Origin of the sequence: Christensenella hongkongensis, assembly GCF_000981035.1 — a bacterium.
GTDB lineage: Bacteria > Bacillota > Clostridia > Christensenellales > Christensenellaceae > Christensenella > Christensenella hongkongensis.
Window position 1 is genome coordinate 88,352 of the sequence record NZ_LAYJ01000068.1, and the last position, 21,015, is coordinate 109,366.

Annotated in this window: 21 protein-coding genes, 1 pseudogene and 1 other annotated feature; of the genes and pseudogenes, 1 reads left to right on the plus strand and 21 read right to left on the minus strand. The window is 49.4% G+C overall.

From position 1 onward, the window contains the following. Positions 1–2: 2 nt before the first annotated feature. From CHK_RS15550 to araD, 20 genes and pseudogenes are all read right to left on the minus strand, one after another. Positions 3–1,433, minus strand: coding sequence for a response regulator transcription factor (locus tag CHK_RS15550; RefSeq protein WP_160295588.1), 1,431 nt, complete (start codon positions 1,431–1,433; stop codon positions 3–5). Between the two features lie 274 nt (positions 1,434–1,707). Next, positions 1,708–2,154, minus strand: coding sequence for an RrF2 family transcriptional regulator (locus tag CHK_RS04010; RefSeq protein ID WP_046442745.1), 447 nt, complete (start codon positions 2,152–2,154; stop codon positions 1,708–1,710). Between the two features lie 64 nt (positions 2,155–2,218). Further along, positions 2,219–2,677 (minus strand): hypothetical protein, encoded by a 459-nt coding sequence (locus CHK_RS17135; protein ID WP_330564920.1) that lies wholly within the window; start codon positions 2,675–2,677, stop codon positions 2,219–2,221. A 24-nt stretch (positions 2,678–2,701) separates the two neighbouring features. Then, positions 2,702–3,654 (minus strand): annotated as a pseudogene (locus CHK_RS17140) (FAD-dependent oxidoreductase); the annotation flags it as partial. Further along, positions 3,584–4,480 carry a 4Fe-4S binding protein gene (locus CHK_RS04020; protein WP_046442746.1) on the minus strand — a complete coding sequence of 299 codons (897 nt, stop codon included), beginning with the start codon at positions 4,478–4,480 and terminating at the stop codon, positions 3,584–3,586. The gene CHK_RS04020 and the pseudogene CHK_RS17140, both read right to left, overlap by 71 nt. Next, the gene (locus CHK_RS04025; protein WP_046442747.1) at positions 4,473–4,631 is read right to left on the minus strand and encodes a CD1871A family CXXC motif-containing protein; all 159 of its coding nucleotides are present in this window, start codon (positions 4,629–4,631) and stop codon (positions 4,473–4,475) included. Before CHK_RS04025 ends, CHK_RS04020 begins: the two co-directional genes overlap by 8 nt. After that, positions 4,628–5,779, minus strand: a complete 1,152-nt coding sequence (locus CHK_RS16035) for a TlpA family protein disulfide reductase (RefSeq protein WP_235843841.1) — start codon at positions 5,777–5,779, stop codon at positions 4,628–4,630. Before CHK_RS16035 ends, CHK_RS04025 begins: the two co-directional genes overlap by 4 nt. A 20-nt stretch (positions 5,780–5,799) precedes the next feature. Beyond that, positions 5,800–6,225: a rhodanese-like domain-containing protein gene (locus CHK_RS04035; protein WP_046442748.1), complete on the minus strand. Its 426-nt coding sequence runs from the start codon at positions 6,223–6,225 to the stop codon at positions 5,800–5,802. A gap of 264 nt (positions 6,226–6,489) precedes the next feature. After that, complete coding sequence (locus CHK_RS04040; protein ID WP_052740282.1) at positions 6,490–6,813, minus strand: cell division protein ZapA; 324 nt, start codon at positions 6,811–6,813, stop codon at positions 6,490–6,492. A 64-nt stretch (positions 6,814–6,877) separates the two neighbouring features. Then, positions 6,878–9,247, minus strand: coding sequence for a phenylalanine--tRNA ligase subunit beta (gene pheT / locus CHK_RS04045; RefSeq protein WP_046442749.1), 2,370 nt, complete (start codon positions 9,245–9,247; stop codon positions 6,878–6,880). 15 nt (positions 9,248–9,262) lie between these two features. After that, the gene (gene pheS / locus CHK_RS04050) at positions 9,263–10,279 is read right to left on the minus strand and encodes a phenylalanine--tRNA ligase subunit alpha (RefSeq protein WP_046442750.1); all 1,017 of its coding nucleotides are present in this window, start codon (positions 10,277–10,279) and stop codon (positions 9,263–9,265) included. A 26-nt stretch (positions 10,280–10,305) separates the two neighbouring features. Continuing rightward, a complete protein-coding gene (locus tag CHK_RS04055; protein WP_046442751.1) occupies positions 10,306–11,064 on the minus strand; it encodes a TrmH family RNA methyltransferase in 759 nt (252 codons plus the stop codon). Between the two features lie 105 nt (positions 11,065–11,169). Next, positions 11,170–11,529 carry a 50S ribosomal protein L20 gene (gene rplT, locus CHK_RS04060; RefSeq protein ID WP_046442752.1) on the minus strand — a complete coding sequence of 120 codons (360 nt, stop codon included), beginning with the start codon at positions 11,527–11,529 and terminating at the stop codon, positions 11,170–11,172. Between the two features lie 27 nt (positions 11,530–11,556). Further along, entirely contained in the window at positions 11,557–11,754 is a 198-nt protein-coding gene (rpmI, locus tag CHK_RS04065) for a 50S ribosomal protein L35 (protein WP_046442753.1), read from the minus strand. A gap of 58 nt (positions 11,755–11,812) precedes the next feature. Beyond that, entirely contained in the window at positions 11,813–12,358 is a 546-nt protein-coding gene (gene infC, locus CHK_RS04070; RefSeq protein ID WP_046442844.1) for a translation initiation factor IF-3, read from the minus strand. A gap of 110 nt (positions 12,359–12,468) precedes the next feature. Beyond that, positions 12,469–12,587: a sequence feature (ribosomal protein L20 leader region), on the minus strand. 128 nt (positions 12,588–12,715) lie between these two features. After that, entirely contained in the window at positions 12,716–14,653 is a 1,938-nt protein-coding gene (gene thrS, locus CHK_RS04075) for a threonine--tRNA ligase (protein WP_046442754.1), read from the minus strand. A gap of 75 nt (positions 14,654–14,728) precedes the next feature. Continuing rightward, a complete protein-coding gene (locus tag CHK_RS04080) occupies positions 14,729–16,105 on the minus strand; it encodes a GTP pyrophosphokinase (RefSeq protein ID WP_046442755.1) in 1,377 nt (458 codons plus the stop codon). Between the two features lie 12 nt (positions 16,106–16,117). Further along, positions 16,118–17,305, minus strand: a complete 1,188-nt coding sequence (nadE, locus tag CHK_RS15555; RefSeq protein ID WP_052740285.1) for an NAD(+) synthase — start codon at positions 17,303–17,305, stop codon at positions 16,118–16,120. A gap of 26 nt (positions 17,306–17,331) precedes the next feature. After that, positions 17,332–18,318 (minus strand): helix-turn-helix transcriptional regulator, encoded by a 987-nt coding sequence (locus CHK_RS04090; protein ID WP_046442756.1) that lies wholly within the window; start codon positions 18,316–18,318, stop codon positions 17,332–17,334. After that, the gene (gene araD, locus CHK_RS04095) at positions 18,308–18,985 is read right to left on the minus strand and encodes an L-ribulose-5-phosphate 4-epimerase AraD (RefSeq protein ID WP_046442757.1); all 678 of its coding nucleotides are present in this window, start codon (positions 18,983–18,985) and stop codon (positions 18,308–18,310) included. The genes CHK_RS04090 and araD overlap by 11 nt, the downstream gene beginning before the upstream one ends. 223 nt (positions 18,986–19,208) lie before the next feature. Here araD and CHK_RS04100 point away from each other — a divergent pair, with 223 nt between their 5' ends. Beyond that, a complete protein-coding gene (locus CHK_RS04100; RefSeq protein ID WP_046442758.1) occupies positions 19,209–20,417 on the plus strand; it encodes an OFA family MFS transporter in 1,209 nt (402 codons plus the stop codon). Between the two features lie 129 nt (positions 20,418–20,546). On the opposite strand, the gene CHK_RS04105 is transcribed toward CHK_RS04100, so the two are convergent. After that, positions 20,547–20,951 (minus strand): PaaI family thioesterase, encoded by a 405-nt coding sequence (locus CHK_RS04105; protein ID WP_046442759.1) that lies wholly within the window; start codon positions 20,949–20,951, stop codon positions 20,547–20,549. Between the last annotated feature and the right edge of the window lie 64 nt (positions 20,952–21,015).

The following is a 21,015-nucleotide window of genomic DNA, read 5'->3' on the forward strand; positions in this document are numbered from 1 at the left end:
CCTCACTCCCTTTCACCCAATACGCTGTTTCTATATTCTGTGGGCGTCATACCCGTATGTTTTTTAAACATACGGCTGAAATACCTCTGGTCCCTGATCCCCACCATTTCCGCAACCGCCCCGACTGTCTCCCCGCTTTCCCGCAGGAGATATTTTGCATTCCTGATACGCACCCTTGTTAAGAAAGCAATATAGCTGACATGAAGGTCCCTTTGGAACAGGAAACTCAGATAGGTGGGCGCAATCCCGACCTGCCCGGCTGTTTTTGCAAGCGAAACATCCTGTGAATAATGGGCTGCTATATAAAGCGCAGCATCAATGACAACGCCAGCCCATCTTTGCTCATTCCCATCAAGCGACGCAGCCAGTGAACAAAAACGCTTTGCAGCACAGGAGGCCTCCTCCTGAAGCGTGGCATGCGTTTCCATTTCAGGGCTCCCTTTTCCCATACTGAAAAGCGTGAAAATGTCCTCCAGCTTTTGACGCAGCATATCGCGTTTTTCCATGTCCAGGCTGTTTTTGAGTGCCGAGTACAGATCATTTACACACGCTTCCACCGCTTTTTCATCCCCCACTGCCAGACTCCTTGTCAGGCGGCGCAGCCCAAGGTCAATCGTATCCGCCGATAAGCCCTGCGCATGCTTTTTGAAATAAGCGCTGTCTGCCAATATTCCCTCGATTCCAAAATAAATACAGTTTTGCAGCAAGGCTTGCGTTTCCTGAAACGCCACGGGAAGTTCTTCCACATTTGAGGCAAACCCACAGCAGCAAACAAACCTCTTATGCCATTTTTCACGCAACAACCGTTCCAGTTCCATTGCGTCGTCACTTTCCGATATGATGCAGAGCTTCCGGCCTTCTGGCAAAAGGACAGCCCTCGGCCCGTAAAAACGTTCCAGAATGTCCGCCACGCAGCCCGCTTCTGCCGGGTTTTCGCAGCCAACCATAAGGACGGCGAATCCTTCCCACTGGTCAAAAAGGGTTTCAAGTGCTGACCAGCCCGACAGCCCGGGCCGTCCGTGCAACAGCGTTTGAATTCCCTCCAAAGGTTTTGCGGATTTCACGCTGCTTTTTGTTTTATCGTCATTTTCAAGCGATGCGCACGCCTTCAAAAGCAAGCTGCTCAATTCGGCTTCTGTAAGGCATGCCGACTTTAAAATTGCGTCCGCACCTGCCGGGCAGCCTGCAATCATTTCCTTCTCATCATAGAGTATAACAAACAGCTCCTTCGCCTGTTTGCGCATAAGCGCGATAAACTGTCCAAGCTCTACAAGCGGCGATCTTACGTCCAGAATCACGATCTCAGGCTCCAGGCTCATCAGCCGCCGCAATCCTAAAGCCGCATGATATTCAATTACCGGCTTCCGGAATCCAAACGCTTCCCAATCCACCAGTTTTTTGATGCGTTCACCAGTTGCATAATCGCTCATCATGAACAAAACGGAATGCTGCAAGGTAACCCTCTTCCTTATCTCAATTTAGTTTGCTGTCCCGAAAAAATGAAATGATTTCTACTGTTTTTATTATAACATTTTTTGCAGGATTGTGAAATTTTTTCCTTCCTGAAGATATTTTTCCCGGTTATCCGGCTTTTCATCTACAGATAGCTGGTTAAGCCCATCTCCAGATTTTCGGCTCTATAAAAGGAAAAACAGCTGTATTATATATAATGATACAGCTGTTTTTTATCTGTTTTGACACAAAAACCTATTCTTTTCCCCGCGCCACGCTTTCATTTTTTCTACCGCTGAAAATTTTCCTGTCAATTTGTTCAATCGTAATGTGCGAAAGTCTCTCCCTGCACAAATGGTCGAGCCCTCCGTAAATTTCATCCATCACATCCGCCATTCCTGATGCAATCAGGCACTCAAGGTCCATGCTCCCCGATCTCCATGTTGCGGAAACAATCTTTACCTCCAGTGCATTGCAAATATCCCGCAGGGTGACGCAGCCCGGATCGAGATCAAAGGAATACCCGCCGTCGATCCCTTCTTTGGTTTTCACGAGGCCCGCCTTTTTCAATCTTGCCATTACTTTCCTGATTCTGGCAGGATGGGTGCAAACATTTTTTGCAAGCTCTTCACTGCTCTTGCTCTCCTTTTTATGATTGAGAAATACAAGCGCATGCACCGCAATGGTAAATTCACTTGTCATATTCATCCTCTCCCGTTGCTTTTTCTACTGTAATCATAATTGTTTCGTTTCAAAAATACAAGTTTTATTTTATGGGAGCAAACAGGTCGTTCAGGGCTTCGCTCATCGTCGGATGCGTAAAGACCTGCCGATGCAAAGCTGACGCCTTAAGTCCCGAATCGATCGCAAGCTTCACCGTATTGATGACCTCATGTGACTCCGCACAGATAAGCGACGCACCGAGTATTTCATCCGTATCCGCGTCGACCACCGCTTTTAAAAAGCCCTCTGTTTCCTTCAATACCTGCGCCTTTGGCACTGCCGCCGCCGGCAGCTTTGCGATGCGGATATTGCGATTCTGCGCACGCGCTTCCTTTTCTCTTAATCCAACCGTTGAAAGCGGCGGATCGATAAAAACGCTATTCGGAACATTCTTCCGGTCGTTCGCCGTATAAAGCGGTCCTTCCCCTGCCTGCGACCACACAATCCGAAAATCGTCGAGTGAAATATAGGTGAATTGCAGACCTCCCGCAACGTCTCCCATTGCCCATATGTTCGGCGCTGTCGTGCACAGGAACTTGTCGGTTTTAACCGCCCCGCGTTCTGTCTGTTCCACGCCTGCCGCCTCCAGTGCCAATCCCCGCGTATTCGGCTGCCGGCCAGTTGCCACAAGAACTGCGTCCGCTTCAAGCACGCTTTCCTCTCCGTTCCACGTCATATGCAGCGCCACTCCCTGCGCGGTTTGCGACACAGAATGGATTTGCGCACCCAGCCGGAACTCTACGCCTTTGTTCTCCAATATTTTTCTGACTTCCTGCGATACGTCCTCGTCCTCGCGCGGCAGATACGTTTTACCGTCCTGCAGCACCGTCACCTTGCTGCCAAAGCCCGCGTACATAGACGCAAATTCCGTGCCGATGTAGCCTCCGCCTATAATCGCCAGTTTGCGCGGCAATATATCAAGCTCCATCATCCCCTCGCTGGTATATACGCACGGATTGCCCGAAAGTCCTTCAATGGGAGGAAACACCGGCTCGAACCTGTATTAATGAATATCTTTTCGCCTTCCAATACCTGCTTGTTACCGCCCTCACCCTCATCAACTTCCACCTGCGTGGCGGACAGGAACCTTGCTTCCCCTGTCAAAACAATTACATTTGGCAGGTCGTTCAGCTTGTCAAAATTCTTTTTACGCAGCATCGCGGTAAGCTCGCGTTTTTCCGCGATCGCCTTTTTATACCACTGCGCCTTTTCCTCAAACGTGCTCCCCTTGCTAAGCGCAGCGAAACGCGCATTTTTGATCAGTGATTTTGAAGGGATACAACCGACATTGATGCACGTCCCTCCATACATCCGATCCGACCTCTCGATCATCGCGACCGTATCTCCCCGCGCGGCAAGTTTTCCTGCCAGCGTTTTTCCACCTTTGCCAAATCCAATGATAATTGCGTCAAATTTCTTCATTCGTAATCCCCTTTCTTTCCCTTGTCCACTTCTCAAACGTAGAACAGATCGCGCCATTTGGACAGGCTTTTTTGCACGCTCCGCAACGAATACATTCCGGACTGTTCGGCTGCTTGAATACTGGAATGTCGAGCTTGCACGCCTTTTTGCATGCGCCGCATTTCGTACACTTTTCCTCATCCACGATCAGCCGATACAGCGAAACCTTGTTGAATAACCCGTATACCGCCCCAAGCGGGCACAAATACCGGCAGAATGGCCTGTATACGGCAATGGACAAAAACACCAATACCACGAGTATCCCGATTTTCCAAGCAAACAATCCCCCGGCGGCATCCTGCAATCCCGGATCGGCCGCAACGAGTGGAATCCCCGCCATAAGCGTTCCCGAAGGGCAGATGTATTTGCAGAACCACGGCTGTCCCTGACCTATAATATCGGTCACAAGCAATGGCAGGAGAATCACAAACCCGACTAAAATACCGTATTTCAGGTATTTCAGCCAACGGTCCCCCGGCAGCTTGCGTAATTTTTTGACAAAGGGTATTTTATGGATCGCATCCTGCAAAAGTCCAAACGGACATAACCAGCCGCACACCAGTTTGCCAATAAGGGCGCCCACAAATATCAAAAAGCCTGCAATATAGAATGTAAATTTAAAATCCCTGCTGCCAAGGACAGCCTGCAATGCTCCGATTGGGCATGAGCCTATCGCTCCGGGACAGGAATAACAATTCAATCCCGGTACGCACACGGCCTTGGATGCGCCAGTGTAAATCGTCCCGTTCGTAAAGCCCGCCATATATCCGTTTGTCACCAATGTGAAGGCAACCTGCACGACGTGCCTGATATGGCTGCCAATCCAAATAAACAGCTTACCCAATTCCAATACACTCCAGGCAAATATTAACCGCTTTGGTCAGTACAACAAACGCTTCGCCACGCAAAACGCCAATCACAATAAATACGGCCCCAACGGCTGCCAGCAATATCCAGATTTTGTTGCCGGTTTTTACCGTGGTATTCGTATTCATCCGCAGCACCCGCTGTTGACGTCCGTAAGCGCGTCGTCGATCCACGCGCTCCACTCTTTTACGTCGCTGCCTGCTGCAAGCGGCTTGCCAACTACGCTACCCCACGGTGCAATCGCCAGTACAAGCGGCTCATCACCAAGGATATATCCGGCCAACTCCTGCGTGGGCTTCAACTGCGGAAAATCCGCCCCCGCATGATTGGCGGTTTCCTTTATTTCTGTTTCCTTACCGTCTGCATTCAATACAAATCCAATTCCATTGATCGCTGTACTGCCCTTCAGGTATTCCTGCATTTTTTGCAGCGCCTGTGCGTTTCCTTCCCAGGCCGGATCCCATACAAGCGCAAGCGTGAGCTGCGTGCCCTCGTTCAGTATCTGGTCTGTAACGGTATTTCCATCCATATCTGTCGTTGTAAACTCATAAAAAATCGGTGCGTTGATCATAGCAGTTTCCCCGCTGATGTTACTGCTAACCCCGGCAGCCTGCTGCGCATCCTCCTTTTGAGGAGCTTGTGCGTCATCTGTATCCGGCATCGATGCAAGCAGTCCGTCTATAATCTCCTGCCATTTTTCCTTGGAACGCGCGCCCATATAGGATTTCCCGACCTGATTGCCGTTTTCGTCGACAAAAACGGTTTCCGGGACAGCCGTGACATTTTTCAGCTTCGCATCGATCAAATCCTGAGACGGAAGAATATGCGTATAATCCGCTCCTGTTTTTTCTGCGATCTCATTGACAAGGTCTACCTGTTCCTGGGAAATACTGCCATCCTGATTGAGGACGTCAATCGGCATTCCAACAACCTGAAACCCTTTGTCTTTATATTCCTTGTTGAGTTCGCCAAGCTCAGGCATTTCGTTCAGGCATGGCCCGCAGTAGGTTGCCCATATATTAACCATCGTAAGCTTATGCCCGGAAAAAATATCCTGCGTCACATCATTTCCATTGGAATCCACAGCCGTGAACTGATTGAAAAGCTCCGTTACCTGCGGTGCTGACGACGCTTGCAAATCCTGCGCAGGCGTTTGCGGCGAAGCTTCGCTTTCTGTTTTCACTTCCGCTTTTGGCGCGGAAGGCGCACAGGCCGTGAACATAACCATACCTGCCACCAAAAATGCTGCTAATATCCATCGTTTCTGTTTTCTCATTACCTTCTCCATTCTGTTTTTCACTCTGTTACAGTTTCATAAGGCCAGTCATTGATGCCACCCATGTCGTAAACATTCCCATAACCCATGACCACAAGCTTATCCGCAGCCTGTTTGCTGCGAACACCGGAGCGGCAATACACCAGTATCCGTGCATCCTTGTCTGGTAGTTGTTCCGGTTCCTTGTCCGTTATCTCCTCATTTGGAATGTTGATTGCTCCTTCAATATGTTCTTGTGCATATTCTTCCGGGGTTCGTACATCCACAATGATCATGCCGCTGTTTTCCTCTATTTTTTGTTTCGCCTCTTCCGCTGATATTTTGTGATATGCCCCTGCCGCCTGCATTGATTCCGACTCCTCCTTTTTGGAAGATGGCGCACAGGCTGCTAAACCAGTTGTCATAAGTGCGCCTGCAAGGATTAAAAACAGGAATTTACTTTTCATCTGGAAACCTCCATAACTGTAAACTTAATTTTATCAGTTTAATGTAATTATAATTATATCAGTTTGTTATGTCAAGTCCCGAATGAAAAAAGTAAAATTTTTGTGCTCGACATAAAATATACTCTATTATCATAACCAAATCAAAACGCCAATAAAGTATTTTTTATCTGTTTAATTGTCTCTGTAAATAACAAAAAAACGCAAAAAGCAGGATGAAAGTCATCCTGCTTTTGTTTCAATTCCAACCGCCTGATTGCCAACCGCTCAGCGATGATAAGGATTATTCCGGTTCGCCTGATTGCCGGAAGAGGGCGATGGCTTTTCGTACTTTTCCAAATCCTTTTTCGCCTTTTCCAGTTCCTTTTTGGCTAGCTCCAACTGATCAAACAGCTTCATATATTCATCAGCAATATTGATGGAAGTAAGCATGGCAAGCTGCATATTATTCAGGTCCGGATTTCCCTTTTTGATCTCGTCCAGTTTACTGTTCACCTTAAGTGCAACCCTGTGGATATATTCCGCGCTGTCCGTACCGCAGATCGTATATTCTTTTCCGCCGATACTGACTATTGTTTTTATTTTTTCCATGCGTCACACCGCCTTACTCCATTTTTTTTATTATACAACATTGATGCTCTTTGCACAACCGCTTTTAACGGAGCTGCGCGCCAAAATCCTTTTCCAGTGCCTTTAATATTTTCTTCATCACCGCTTCAACTTCTTCATCGGTGAGCGTCCCCTCCGGGCTGCGCATCGTAATTGCATAAGCTACGCTTTTCCTGCCGGCGCCAATCTGCTCTCCGCTGAACACGTCGAACAACTCGATTTTTTCAATCCGTTTGCCCCCTGCGTCTTTCATGACAAGCATCATGTCGCCCGCGCCCGTCTCATCATCCACAATTACGGCAATATCGCGCGTAGCTGCGGGATATTTGGGAAGCTGCACAAACTTGATCTCCGGCTTGCTGATCGCGAATAACTTCTCAAGATCGATTTGCGCGATTACCGCTGGCTGAGGCATCTCAAATAGTTTCATCGTATCGGGATGCACGCTGCCCATAACGCCTATTTTTTCATCTCCAACATAAATATCTGCGGAAATGCCCGGATGCAGATACGGCGTCTGTGCACGCCTGCAAAGTATATCCTTTCCACAGGTTAACGCGACAATGTTTTCCACGATTCCCTTCAGGTCGTAAAAATCCTTCCCACCGCTTTGCGCAAGCACCATGATCGGTACTTCCTTCGGCAACGCTTCTCCCTCCTGCGGGAAATACCCGCGGGATATTTCATACAACTGAAGATCGTCGTTTTTGCGGTTCTGGTTCATGGCTACCACGCCGAGCATATGCGGCACGAGCGTCGTACGCATAAGGGAAGTATCGTCACCGAGCGGATTGATAATTTTGACGCTTTGCGGTACCTCTACACCTATTTTTGCATAATCCTGTGGTCCGGTAAACGAATAGGTAATACATTCCAAAAATCCGTTGTCTCTGAGGTAATCCCTCAGCAGGTCCGTTTTGCTTTCGAATTCCGACACCCTTCCGCGGCGCATCTCGATGTTTGCGTCTGTCTCCGGGATATTATCATATCCGTACATACGCGCAACTTCCTCTGCAATATCTGCGTCGCCGTAAATATCCGAACGGAAGGTCGGCACTGTGCATACCAGTTCGTCTCCGATGAGGCCCGTCTGGATAAACACGCGGTTCAGGAGCTGCTGCATGGTTTTTGCGGAGAGGTTCGTCCCCAGCTTTGCGTTGATCCTGCCTGCGCCCACCTTGATGACCTTTTGCTTCAGATCTTCGCTCAAAACGTCGATCATACCCTGCGCAACCGTTCCCGCGCCAAGCTCGTCTATCAGCGTAAGCGCACGCTGCATCGCAAACATGGAGGTTGCCACATCCACGCCCTTGGAAAAACGCATAGAGCTTTCCGTCGCGAGACCAAGCCCGCGCGAGGTCTGGCGGATATTACCGTACATAAACTTCGCCGATTCGAAAATAACCGTTTTCGTCTGCTCTGTGATTTCCGAATCCAGTCCGCCCATCACACCCGCAACGCCAATCGGCCCGTCATTATCGCAAATGAGCAGCATATTTTCCGTGAACGTACGTTCCTTGTCGTCGAGCGTTTTCATCTTCTCGCCGTTCCTGGCGCGGCGCACGATGATTTTTCCGCCGCGGATCTGCGCCGCGTCAAACGCGTGCATCGGCTGCCCTGTTTCCAGCATCACAAAATTCGTGATGTCAACGATATTATTGATCGGACGTATTCCCGCCTCGCGCAGGCGGATACGCATCCACTCGGGCGACGGCCCGATCTTCACATCCGTCACGCCGGCTGCCACATAACGTGTGCAAAGGTCCTTTGCCTGTACGTCCACGCTGACCATATCTTCTGTTTTCCGGGCGCTCTGTTCATACTTTATCTCAGGCAAATGAAAACTCACCTCGTCCGCGGCAGCCGCTTCACGCGCCGTACCGATGATGGACAGGCAATCAGGCCGGTTTGCACCCACCTCGAAATCGATTACCGCGCCCTTTAGGTTCAAAAGCTCGCGAACGTCCATTCCAACCTGTGGTTCCCCCTGCAAGATCATGATGCCATCTACGCCTGCACCCGGATAATCCTCTTCTTTCAGGTTCAGTTCCCCGCCGGAGCACAGCATTCCAAACGATTCCACGCCGCGTAGCCTGCCTTTTTTGATCGGTCCCGCCGGAAGCATGGACGGCGCTTTTGCAACCGGGATATACGCCCCTTCAAATACGTTGTCCGCGCCCGTTACGATCTGCAGGAGCTCTTCGTCTCCTACGTCGATCATACAAATTTGCAGCTTATCCGCGTCAGGATGCTTCGTGATCTTCTCGATCTTTCCCACAACAACATTTACAATATCTTCCCCCAGCAGGACGATTTCCTCCACACCGTTTCCGGTCATGACCATCTTATCCGCCAGAGTCTGTACGTCTGATTTTACATCTGCATAATCGCAGATCCATCTATATGGTGCCAACATTTCTTTTGCCCTCCCTTATACGAACTGGCGCAGGAAACGCGCGTCGTTTTCATACAGCAGGCGGATATCCGTGATGCCGTATTTGGTATTTGCAAGACGGTCGATACCCATTCCGAACGCAAATCCGGAATATTCCGTGGGATCGATTCCGCAATTTTCAAGTACCACAGGGTTCACAAGGCCGCAGCCAAGCACTTCGATCATGCCCGCACCCTTGCATGCGCCGCAGCCCTTGCCGCCGCATACCGTACACGTAACGTCCACCTCGGCGGACGGCTCTGTGAACGGGAAAAAGCCCGGACGAAATTTTGTTTTGACGTTTTCCCCATAAAAGTTGCGGATAAACGTATTGATCGTTCCCTTTAAATCGGAAAAGCGAATGTTCTTTCCAATGACAAGCCCTTCCATCTGCATAAATACAGGCGAATGCGTTGCATCCACATCGTCCGTACGGAACACACGTCCCGGGCATACCATGCGGATTGGCGGTTTTTGGGTAAGCATTGTGCGTACCTGCACTGGCGACGTATGCGTCCTTAGAACCACATCCTCGCTGACATAAAACGTATCCTGCATATCGCGCGCCGGGTGATTTTTGGGGATATTCAAAAGCTCGAAATTGTATTCGTCGAGCTCTACCTCCGGTCCTTCGGTTACATCAAAGCCCATAGAGAGGAAAATGTCCCTTACCTCGTGATAGACCTGCGTGAGCGGGTGCAGCGCGCCCGGCTTTTGCGCCCGGCCTGGAAGCGTGATATCGATGCGCTCCGCTTTTAATTTCTGCTCGCTTTCCTGCCGTGCGATCTCCTGTGCCGCACGCAGGAGCGCATCCTCCACACTCTTTCTTGCCGCGTTAACCGCCTGCCCAAATGCGGGGCGCTCATCCGGGGCAAGGCCGCCCATCTGCTTCATCAGCATGGTGATTCCGCCTTTTTTGCCAAGATACTTGACACGGATATCGCTTAGCTGCGTACTTGTTTGCGCACTGCCGATTTCCGCAAGCGCATCGCTTACTATTTGCTCGCTTACCATTCTCTTTTCCTTTCATCTATTGAAACTTAAATTAAATTTTTTCTTACATCATATAACATTATACCCGCGGCAACGCTTGCATTCAAGCTTTCCGCCCGCCCGTAAATTTCAATTTTATACAAATCGTCCGACGCTTCCCTGACCTGCGCAGAAATGCCGCGCGCCTCGTTGCCGATGACAACGCACGCCCGTCCGATCTGCGCCGGAAGCTCGCTGCTTCCCTCCAGGCACCCGGAAATTACCTTCACTCCCGTTTCGCGTAACCGTGAAAGCGCCTCCATAAGATCGCACACCTCTATGGGCAGATGGAACGTACTGCCCATTGCTGCGCGCTGCGCCTTTGGGCCGTACAGGTCAGCGCTGTTTCTGGAAATAAAAACGCCATCCGCCCCCGCGGCGTCTGCCGTACGAATAATCGTGCCAAGATTTTTAGGATCATTGATATCGTCCATCGCTACATAAAAATTCCCATCATAATCCGGAAGGTTTTCCTGCTTTTTGAGGCAGGCAATCTCCTTTGGTGGTGATTTTGTGTCTGCAATTTGCTGTATTATTTCATATGGTACAGCTATCAGGTCAATTCCTTTATGGCGTGCAAAGCCCGCTGTAATGCTATTTTTGTCGGAGACAAGGATGCACTCGATTTCCTGCCCGTACCGGACTGCCTCCTCAATGGTCTTGCTGCCTTCAACAATGTATTTGCCCTGATCATCCCTTCCTTTTTTTCGTTTTAAGGACTTGAGCATCTTAATATATTCGTTGGAATGGCTTTTAATTTCCTTCATTCAGCTTCACCGCCTCGTTGACTGCGCCAGTTTACCTCAGGCCTCCCTGCCGTGCATAAAAAAGGGGATAGTACCAGCCTATCCCCTAACCGTCATTTTTACTGCTTATGCCTGAACCTTTTTCTTTGCTGTTTCCGCAAGCTGTTTGAATCCAGGTTTATCATTGACCGCCATATCAGCCAGTACTTTTCTGTTCAGATCGATCCCGTTTTGTTTGAGACCGTTCATAAACTGCGAATAGCTGATACCGTTCTGCCGCGCTTCTGCGTTGATACGCACAATCCACAGGCGGCGCATATCGCGCTTTTTGAGCTTTCTGCCTGTGTAGGCATAATTCATTGATTTCATCACTGCCTGTTTGGCAGATTTATATTGCTTGGATTTTGCTCCGAAATAACCTTTTGCGAGTTTAAAAACTCTTCTGCGTTTTTTATGCGAGCTTACCGCTCTTTTTACTCTAGCCATTTTTGTTACCTCCTGTTTTCTTTCTTCTTACTTATACGGAATCAGAACTTTAATGTTCTTCTGCTCTGCTGCGCTGATATAAGTACCTTTGCGCAGATTCCTCTTCCGCTTGGAGGTTTTCTTATTCAAAATGTGGCTTTTGTAAGCTTTCGCTCTTTTTACTTTTCCTGATTTTGTGACGCTGAATCTTTTTGCCGCGCCTCTGTGTGTCTTCATCTTAGGCATTCTTTACGCCCTCCTTCGATATAAAAACTTTTCTCTTTGAAACCAAACTAAAATTGCCTTACGCTTTGGGAACAAGTATCATGAACATACTTCTTCCTTCCATCTTGGCATTTTTTTCGACCGCTGCACAGTCGTCAAGCATTTCAAGGAACATATTCATGACGAGCCTGCCCTGGTCTGTATGGGAAAGCTGACGGCCGCGGAAACGGATGGAGATTTTAACTTTATCTCCCGCTTCCAAAAACTTTCTGACGTTTTTGGCCTTAACTTCCATATCGTGTTTGTCTATGGTGGCGGAAAGGCGCATTTCTTTTAACGTAACGATCTTCTGGTTTTTCTTTGCTTCCTTCTGCCGTTTATTTTGTTCAAAGCGGTATTTGCCGTAGTCCATAATTTTGCAGACGGGCGGCTTTGCCTTCGGAGAAATATTAACGAGATCAAGCCCCGCTTCGTCAGCCATCTTTTGCGCTTCCTGCGAAGACATGATTCCAAGCTGTTCGCCTTCTTCTCCTACCACTCTAACTTCCGGTTCTCTGATTTGTTCATTGATGAACGGTTCGTTTGCGATTGTATTTCCCTCCTTGTCGCCAGAAAATGCCTTCATCCCGTTCGGGCAATTTTCCCACTTTCCCCATACGCCGGCCCTTGTATGCCTGCATATTGCTTTGGCCCGGCCGCGCTTTTGGAGAACCCTTTTCATTCGTCTTCTATCCCGTTTTATAAAAAAAGCGGGCAGCATACGCTACCCGCAATAATAACCAAACGATTGTTTGTATTTAACCTGCTGAGCCTTTGGCGGCAGGTGAGAAGCGGGTAAGCCTCTGCTTTGTTTTACTTTGTAATCATAACACAGCCCCAGCAGGCGTGTCAAGCGCTATTTGCCCCGCTACTCCGCTATTTCCTTCTGTTGCAAAGCAAACTAAGCGCCGTACCTACATCCGGTTTTAAGGCGAGCTTCCCGTCAGAAAATCACTTTGTCCCTATCCTGCGAAACCGCAAGCTCTAAAAATTCATCCTGGGACATATTACCGATCTCGCCTTCGCCGCGTCTTCTGACGGCAAACGTTCCGTCCGCGATCTCCTTTTCGCCCGCAACGAGCATATAGGGGATACGTTCATTTCTCGCCTCGCGGATTTTATAGCCGATTTTTTCCTGCCTGTCGTCCACCGTAACGCGCAGGCCCGCAGCCTGGAGGCGTTTTGCATATTCGTGGCAGTACGCCGCCGCATCTTCTGTAATGTTCATCAGGCGGACTTCCTCGCTCATCATCCACATTGGCAGCGCGCCCGCATATTTTTCTATCATCATGGCAAGCGTACGCTCGTAGCAGCCGATTGACGAACGGTGGATAATATAAGGCATCTTTTTCTGTCCGTCGCGGTCTATATAGGTCATACCGAAACGCTCGGCAAGTGCAAAATCGATCTGCACCGTAAAGAGAGTATCCTCTTTACCGAATACGTTCCTGAACTGGATATCGAGCTTAGGGCCGTAGAAGGCCGCTTCACCATCCGCTTCCTTATATTCAAGCCCTGTATGGTCGAGAATCACGCGCATCGCATCCTGCACGCGTTCCCATTCCTGCGCGTCTCCAATGTATTTGTCCCTGTCGTTCGGATCCCACTTGGAAAAACGGTAATATACGTCGTTCTCGATGCCAAGAACCTTCATATTGTATTTAATGAGGTCGAGGACTCCCATAAATTCATCCTCAAGCTGCTCGGGCGTACAGATAATATGCCCCTCCGAGAGCGTAAACTGACGCACACGGATGAGACCGTGCATCTCTCCCGACGCTTCGTTACGGAACAGCGTAGAGGTTTCGCCATAGCGGATCGGCAAATCCTTATAGGAATGATGCTCCGCATTATAGATCATATACTGGAACGGGCAGGTCATGGGCCTCAGCGCAAGCACCTCGTCGTCCTTTTCCTCGTCGCCCAAGATAAACATACCGTCCTTATAATGATCCCAGTGGCCTGATATCTTATAAAGATCGCTCTTAGCCATGTAAGGCGTTTTGGTCAGCACATATCCCCGGCGTTCCTCTTCATCCTCGACAAAACGCTGCAACAGCTGTATTGTCTTTGCGCCTTTGGGCATCAGCAATGGCAAGCCCTGCCCAACCGCGGGATTCGTAGTAAAGTAATGCAGCTCGCGCCCCAGCTTGTTGTGGTCGCGCTCTTCCGCTTCCCTGAGCTGCTTGAGATACGCGTCAAGCTCCTGCTGCGTTGGAAACGCCGTGCCATAGATACGGTGCAGCATTTTATTGTTTTCATTGCCGCGCCAATACGCGCCCGCCGTCCGCATAAGCTTTGGCACCTTCACCTTGCCTGTGCTCATCACGTGAGGCCCGGCGCACAGGTCGGTAAAACCTCCCTGCTCGTAAAAGCTCAGAACCGCGTCCTCAGGTAAATCCTCAATGAGCTCTACCTTGTACGGCTCGCCCGCCTCTTTCATCTTTTCGATGGCTTCTGCGCGAGGAAGGGTATACTTTGTAAGCGGAATATTTTCCGCTACGATTTTTTTCATTTCCTTTTCGATTTTAGCAAGATCCTCGTTTGTAAAGGGCTTCTCGGTATCGAAATCATAATAAAAGCCGCTGTCTGTCGCAGGCCCGATTGCAAGCTTCGCATCCGGATACAAACGCTTAACCGCCTGCGCCAGCACATGTGAAGCCGTATGCCAAACTGCCTTTTTGCCATCCTCGTCGTCGAATGTAAGGATTTCAAGCGTTGCGCCATCCGCAGGTGTTGTCCACAACTCCGTGACCGTGCCGTCGATCTTTGCCGCAAGCGCATTCTTGCCCAGTTTCTGATTCAGCTCTTTTGCGATCTCAAGAGCAGTCATCCCATCCTTAAATTCTTTGACGCTGCCGTCAGCCAGTTTGATTTTCATCTTGTTTCGTCCTCTTTTTCTAAAATATCTTGTCTTACCATAATAAGCCCGCAGGACTTACCTTGTCAATTTTTCTTAATTCCGCGACTCGAGGTTTACGCTGTTGTTCAGATACAGGAAATAGATGCTTTTTTCCTTGTTCCAGTCCGGATTGTCTTTGATGATATTTGCCACCGTCTTTTTGAGCGCCTTTGTCAACTCGCAGATGCCTTCGTTTTGCAGCAGCGCAATGTCCACGTTGCGGCGGAACACATAACCCATTTCGTTGATGAGGTCCGTCCTGATTTTTTGCGCCGTTTCCGCGGGGAATACCTCGTCGAGCCTGTGCAGCTCCGCATTGGCGGTAAGCCTTCCCTTGTAGTAACGGATAAAGGTTTCGAGCGCATCGATCCTGCTGCCGCGTTCCAGTTCAAAGAGAATCATGCAGTAAAGATGCCAGTTGAAATCTACGTTCATCAGCTTTTGGATTGTAACGCCCACCGTATCGATAAACGGATCCCCGGTATTAAATTCGCGTTCCAGCTCAAGCGCTTCGCGAAAATTCATTTCTTCACCCGCCATGGTTCCGGTAATGTAGAACATCTCCGTCATTACACGGCCATAATCCTCCATTTGCGCGGCATTGTTCACAATAAAAATATATTCCACAATGCTGTCGCAGCTGTCCTTGAACTGCACGACGAACCCAAGGTCGTTTTTCATTTTCCGCGCGATGGTATCGTGAATCAGCTTGGAGATAATATTTTCAATATTTTCTTTGCGGTAGTGGAGCTTTGAGCTGTCGTCGCGCTTATACCGCTTATAAAGGTCGTGAAGCTGGTGGTCGACAAGGTTCAGGTTTTCCTTGATGGATACAAGGCTTTCCACCACCTGCTGCTCTACCATGAAGTAAGACGGGTTCTTATAAATGATGCGGTGCTCGATCTCTCCCCAGAACATATTGATCATGGACTTGACCTGAACCTCAAAATTAACGCGTATCTCATCCGCTTCGCCCTTGTGGTCCTCGTAGCGCGCATCGATTTTATAGATATCAAATCCGTTTTTCTGCTTAACCGGCTGCTTTTCATTGAGCTTAAAGCGCATTTTTGGAAACTTCTCATTGTAATAAAATATCTGGTCGTCCGTTTTGTCAAAGAGCTTCAGCATCAACGAATACACATACTGCTCGTCGTCGTTGAACTTGCATTCAATCCGCAGGCCGATGATATCCTGTATATTTGCCACGATCTCTTCCTTGGTGGTATGCAGGCGGTAGTAGCTGTTTCTTACGAGCTTTTCCCGCACGCTCTCCGATTCCTTGACACGATAGGAAATATTGAGCGTATACTCTGAATTTTTAACGATCAGCTCCTCCATCATGTGCTTCAGATCGTGAGCAATATTTTTATATTTATACTGGATTTCCTCATAGTAATCAACTACTTCATCCACATATTTAAAAATGTCCATACTATCCCCTCATTATTTTTTGACTTTTGTAAGGCAATCTTTCAGCAGAACCACTTCCCGCCTGCTGTTCATCAGGCTGAGCATAATGCGCTGCAACGTTTCCCCTACTTCGCCTGACACCACCACATGATCTGCGGCATTGTCCAGCAAATCGCCAAACGCACTGTTTACGCCACTTTCTCCTTTCGGTTGAAATACGTTATAACGGGCCACAGGCGTATTGACCGTTTTTTTGATTTCGTTATAAAACGCCTCATGGAGCGGTTCGCCTGTCACATATAATACATTCTGCTCCGGATGGGCGTTGATATCGCAAATCGTGCTTTTGAGGACGCGCCCATCCCCGACATTGCCGATATGGATGCGCGTAACCTGCGCTTTCTTTGTATATTCGTCCTTTAAGGAGGCCGCCATTGACCGTTTGTGCATGGAACGGTCGTATGCCGCTTCCAGTTTTTCCATCGGTTCCTTTGCGATCACGTTCCCTTTCAGGTAGGCGCAGATATCCGCGTAACGGATGCCCAGCTCTTCCTCGTCCGTTTGGGATATCCCAAGCCCTGCGGCAGGCTGTTTTTCCATTACTGCCTTCGGCGCGCCGTAGGTTTTCGACATCGCGTAGATATCGTCTTTTACCAGCTCCTGCAATGGATTGAAATCGCTTCCCCCGTCGCCATATTTGGTATAGAAGCCGGTGATTGCTTCTGTCGCGTGGTCCGTCCCCGCCACAAGCATTCCCTTTGCAAGCGCATACTGGTACATCATACGCAGGCGCGGCTGCAGGTTCCCCAACGTATAAGCGTCGCGATGAAAGCCCTGCGCGCCCGAAAGGTCGCTTACCGCCCCTTCGTAACCGCCCGCAATGGAAACCGTATCGCACATGACGCCCGGGCTGTTTTCCATGATTTTCTGCGCGCACTCCTGCGCGTCGGCAAAATCAGACTGCACGCCGTTTGGCAGCAGGACGATATACATTTGCTTTCCCTCTTCTTCGCACGCCTGCGCACACAGCGACGCGCATAAAAAGCTGTCTACCCCGCCGGACACGCCGAGCACTACGCCCCGTGCGCCCGAGCTTTTGAGGTAACGCTTTATAAAATCAACCGTTTGTGATTTTTTCGCTGCGATATATTCTTCCTGAGTCCTGTTGTCCCGCTTGAAATCCGGAGAAATGTCATTTAGAACCACTCTCTGCTTTATCATTCCGTTTTCCCTCCTGTATTGCCTGCTTACAGATACATCCCGCTCATAGCCCTTACTTCCTCTTTCAGCTCGTCTTTGAGCGATTCCGGCGAAAGCACCTTTGCCTGCGCGCCGAACGAAAGAATCCATCCTACAAGGTCTGGGGTGATGGCTGCCTTCTTATAAAAAAGAAGCCCTTCCTCCGCGTCTTCAAGCTTATCCGCTTTGTGCGCGTGGTATTCCTTCACCAGCTTTGCCGCTGCTCCGGTAAACTTCACACGGATTTCCTGTGCGTTTTCCCCCGCAAGCTTATCAAAACGCGTTTTGCGGTATTCCTCGTAAAACCGCTGCGGCACTTCAAACTCCCTGTCCGTAAGCTCCGCATCCTCGATACGCGACACGCGAAGGTCTCTTACCGCATTGCGTAAATGGCAGTGGCCGATCGTGTGCCAGCAACCTTCCCTTATTTCAAGTACATAGGGATCGAATACGCGTTCCATCGTCTCGTCTGTCGAAAAGGTATGGTAACGCAGCTTAAGGCCGCGCGACGTTTGCACTGCCTCCTGCACCGTTTCGAGGATATCCTCGTCCGTTTCCTCTTCTGCGGTGATTTCCGGCACGATCTTGATCATTTTTTCGATATTCTGTGTCGCCGAGCGCGAAAGCTCCGGCATTTTCGCAAGGATACGCTGCACGATTTTAAGCGCGTCCTTTGCCATGCCAAGCGATTGGTAAGACTTCAGCACCTCGCGTGTGAAATGAAGCGAGATGATTTCCGCCATCGAAAAGTCCATATCCGAAAGCGCATATTTATCCGCCTTGTAAACAATCTTTCCGTCAAGCTCTTCCTCATACACAAAGAAATTCTGCGAAATGTAATCCATATCGCGCGCAACCATACGGCGCGTTGCGTCGATATCCGCCATGCGCTTTAAGCTGTCTATAATTTCGTTTACCGTGTATCCGCTTTTCCGCTGTGAAAGCAACGACAAAATAAAAAGCTGCCTCTCCGTAGAAGTGGATTTATTGCCCATTTTTCCCGCCCATCTTTCTTAAGGTGTGCTTATCGATCAAATATTTGTTCATTTCCGCGTCCGTATTAAGGCGCAGAGTGTAAAAAGCCATTTCCGCGACATATTCAAGCGCCACCGCATTATCGACGGTATCCATAATGCTCGCTCCCCACATGAACGGGCCGTGGTTCTTCACAAGTACGGCGGGAGTTGCAAGCGGATTTTTGAGCGTAAACGCCTCCGCTATGATTTTGCCTGTGTTTTTTTCGTAATCCCGCGCGATTTCTTCCGGACGCATGGTACGCGTAACGGGAATATCGTATTTAAAATAATCCGCGTGCGTCGTTCCAAGGTTTGGGATGCTTTTACCTGCCTGCGCAAACACCGTCGCCCACTTGGAATGCGTATGCGCCACGCTTTTCACATCTGCAAACGCTTTATAAATTTCCAGATGCGTAAACAGGTCTGAGGACGGGGCGTGCAGCCCTTCGATAATCTTTCCTTCCATATCGCACACAATCAGGTCGTCCGGCTTGATCTCTACGCACGCCCTGCGGCTCGGTTTGATGACGATATAGCCCGTTCGTTCGTCCCGCGCGGAGATATTTCCCCACCGCAGCGTAACAAGCCCCTGCTTCGCGAGCTCCTGATTTGCCTTGTATACCTCTATTTTCAATCCTTCCAGCATTCTATGTTCCCTCTTTTTCGCAATCACCGTAATGTCGATACCGCCAAAGCGGGCAAACCCTGCTTAAGCTTACTCTTATTCTACATCCTGCTCGCATTTTTCACAAGCATTGCGTTGATTTTTGCACACAAATCATGTACTATGAATGCGTACCATACCGTGCGGCTGCGGGGCTTCATCGCACCCTGTGCGGAAATCATTTCATTTCAGGAGAGATTATCCCATGGAGAAAAGAGAAAACAAGGTAATGCCCCTCGTTTCCGGAGCAATTATTCAGCTGTGCATCGGTATCATTTATATCTGGAGTATTTTCCAGCCTGCTGTTATGGAGTATTACTCGTGGAGTGCGGATAACGCATCCGTGACTTTTTCAATCATGCTGGCGACCTTTGTGCTGGGCATCGTAGTCGGCGGACGCCTTAACGACAAAAAGGGGCCGCGGCTGGTCGTATTTTTGGGTGGGCTTATGTTCTGCGCCGGCATTTTCCTGTCGTCGCTCGTGCCGCAGGATATGCCGTGGCTGATTTACCTCTTTTACGGCGGTATGGCGGGCTTTGGCGTGGGCGCGGCTTACACCTCCACCATATCATGCGCTCAAAAATGGTTCATGGATAAAAAGGGCTTTGCTACAGGCGTAATCGTGTGCACATTCGGCGCTTCCACGGTGGTATTCACCCCGATCGTCAATACCCTGCTAAAGAATGTCGGCGTATCGCAAACCTTCCTGACATTATCCATCATCTTCCTTGTAATCATCCTGATTTTCGGTTGGTTTGTAAAAAATCCATCCCAGAAATATATGGACAGCTTTGCACTGCAGCTTCCAGACCTTTCCACACAAAAGCAGTTTACGCCGCTCGAGGTGCTCCGTGCAAAGCCATATTACCTGATCCTGTTTGGCATGATCCTGCTGACTCCGGCGTACTTTATCATCAATCCGCTCTTAAAGTCCTTGGGCGAGCTGCGCAACCTCACTGAAGCCGCAGCCCTTGCAGGCGTTATGGTGACTGGAATCGCTTCGGCTGCCGGCAGGCTTATCGCGCCATGGCTTTCCGACCGTATCGGCAGGCGTAACGTGCTGTTCCTGCTCTACATCATTACGCTCGTATGCGTATTGATGCTGACATTTGCGCAAAGCTATCTGTTTATCGTGCTGATTGCTTTCATCGCATTTGCGTTTGGCGGCAGCGCGGGCGTATTCCCGGCGGTGACGGCGGATTACTTCGGCATCAAAAACAACGGTGTGAACTACGGCCTTGTGATGATCGGTTTTGCGATCTCCGGCCTGTTGTTCCCCGCAATCGCCAAAATCGTCAGCGTGGACGGTATTCCCTCGGCATGGACGTTTATCATTCCGGGCGCGGCGTGTGTCATCGGCATAATCGTGACGGCGGCCCTCAAAAAGGACCATCCTGAAAAAGCAAAAGCATAACGCATGACATACAGAAGAGACCGTCCAAACAGCGGACGGTCTCTTTTGATTTGTTCCACATTCACTTACATAAAACCTTGCTTTTTCACTGGAAATTTCGGCAAATCCATTGCAGGATATCTTATTCTGTTACAGTCCGATGCTTCCGCCCTTGATATACCCCGTGGCGGTCATAAATGCAACCTGCGTGCCGAGCTCGTCCGTAAGCTCTACCTCGTAAAGGCACGTTTTTCGTGTGGCGGATATTTCTTTTGCACGCGCTATCAGCGTTTTCCCCTTGGGCGGGCGCACATACGTGATGTTGTTGTTCATCGACACTACGTTGGGATGCTTGCAGTTTGAGGCAACGGCAAACGCAAAATCCGCAATCGTAAAAATCATACCGCCCTGCACGACGTTTCCTGCGTTCAGGTGGCTTTCTGCAATCACCGCCGCGCATTCGCACGTCCCTTCGCCTGCGCTTACGATATCAATCCCATTGGCATGCACAAACCTGTCTTTTTGAAAAAACTCCTTAACCTTGTCAATATCCATTTCATCTTCGCCCCGCTTTCTTTGCTTTTTCCATTATACAACGAATTTTATCAAATTTCTTCCA

Coding starts and splice junctions, on each gene's coding strand:
- pheS (WP_046442750.1), bottom strand. CDS start 10,279: ATGGTAAGCGAGCAAATAGTAAGCGATGCGCTTGCGGAAATCGGCAGT.
- rplT (WP_046442752.1), bottom strand. CDS start 11,529: ATGGCTAGAGTAAAAAGAGCGGTAAGCTCGCATAAAAAACGCAGAAGA.
- CHK_RS04010 (WP_046442745.1), bottom strand. CDS start 2,154: ATGACAAGTGAATTTACCATTGCGGTGCATGCGCTTGTATTTCTCAAT.
- CHK_RS04035 (WP_046442748.1), bottom strand. CDS start 6,225: ATGAAAAGTAAATTCCTGTTTTTAATCCTTGCAGGCGCACTTATGACA.
- CHK_RS04025 (WP_046442747.1), bottom strand. CDS start 4,631: ATGAATACGAATACCACGGTAAAAACCGGCAACAAAATCTGGATATTG.
- thrS (WP_046442754.1), bottom strand. CDS start 14,653: ATGAAAATCAAACTGGCTGACGGCAGCGTCAAAGAATTTAAGGATGGG.
- araD (WP_046442757.1), bottom strand. CDS start 18,985: ATGCTGGAAGGATTGAAAATAGAGGTATACAAGGCAAATCAGGAGCTC.
- infC (WP_046442844.1), bottom strand. CDS start 12,358: ATGAAGGCATTTTCTGGCGACAAGGAGGGAAATACAATCGCAAACGAA.
- CHK_RS16035 (WP_235843841.1), bottom strand. CDS start 5,779: ATGAGAAAACAGAAACGATGGATATTAGCAGCATTTTTGGTGGCAGGT.
- CHK_RS04105 (WP_046442759.1), bottom strand. CDS start 20,951: ATGGATATTGACAAGGTTAAGGAGTTTTTTCAAAAAGACAGGTTTGTG.
- CHK_RS04090 (WP_046442756.1), bottom strand. CDS start 18,318: ATGGGCAATAAATCCACTTCTACGGAGAGGCAGCTTTTTATTTTGTCG.
- CHK_RS04055 (WP_046442751.1), bottom strand. CDS start 11,064: ATGAAGGAAATTAAAAGCCATTCCAACGAATATATTAAGATGCTCAAG.
- pheT (WP_046442749.1), bottom strand. CDS start 9,247: ATGTTGGCACCATATAGATGGATCTGCGATTATGCAGATGTAAAATCA.
- rpmI (WP_046442753.1), bottom strand. CDS start 11,754: ATGCCTAAGATGAAGACACACAGAGGCGCGGCAAAAAGATTCAGCGTC.
- CHK_RS15550 (WP_160295588.1), bottom strand. CDS start 1,433: ATGATGAGCGATTATGCAACTGGTGAACGCATCAAAAAACTGGTGGAT.
- CHK_RS04080 (WP_046442755.1), bottom strand. CDS start 16,105: ATGGACATTTTTAAATATGTGGATGAAGTAGTTGATTACTATGAGGAA.
- CHK_RS17135 (WP_330564920.1), bottom strand. CDS start 2,677: ATGGGAGACGTTGCGGGAGGTCTGCAATTCACCTATATTTCACTCGAC.
- nadE (WP_052740285.1), bottom strand. CDS start 17,305: ATGATAAAGCAGAGAGTGGTTCTAAATGACATTTCTCCGGATTTCAAG.
- CHK_RS04040 (WP_052740282.1), bottom strand. CDS start 6,813: ATGGAAAAAATAAAAACAATAGTCAGTATCGGCGGAAAAGAATATACG.
- CHK_RS04100 (WP_046442758.1), top strand. CDS start 19,209: ATGGAGAAAAGAGAAAACAAGGTAATGCCCCTCGTTTCCGGAGCAATT.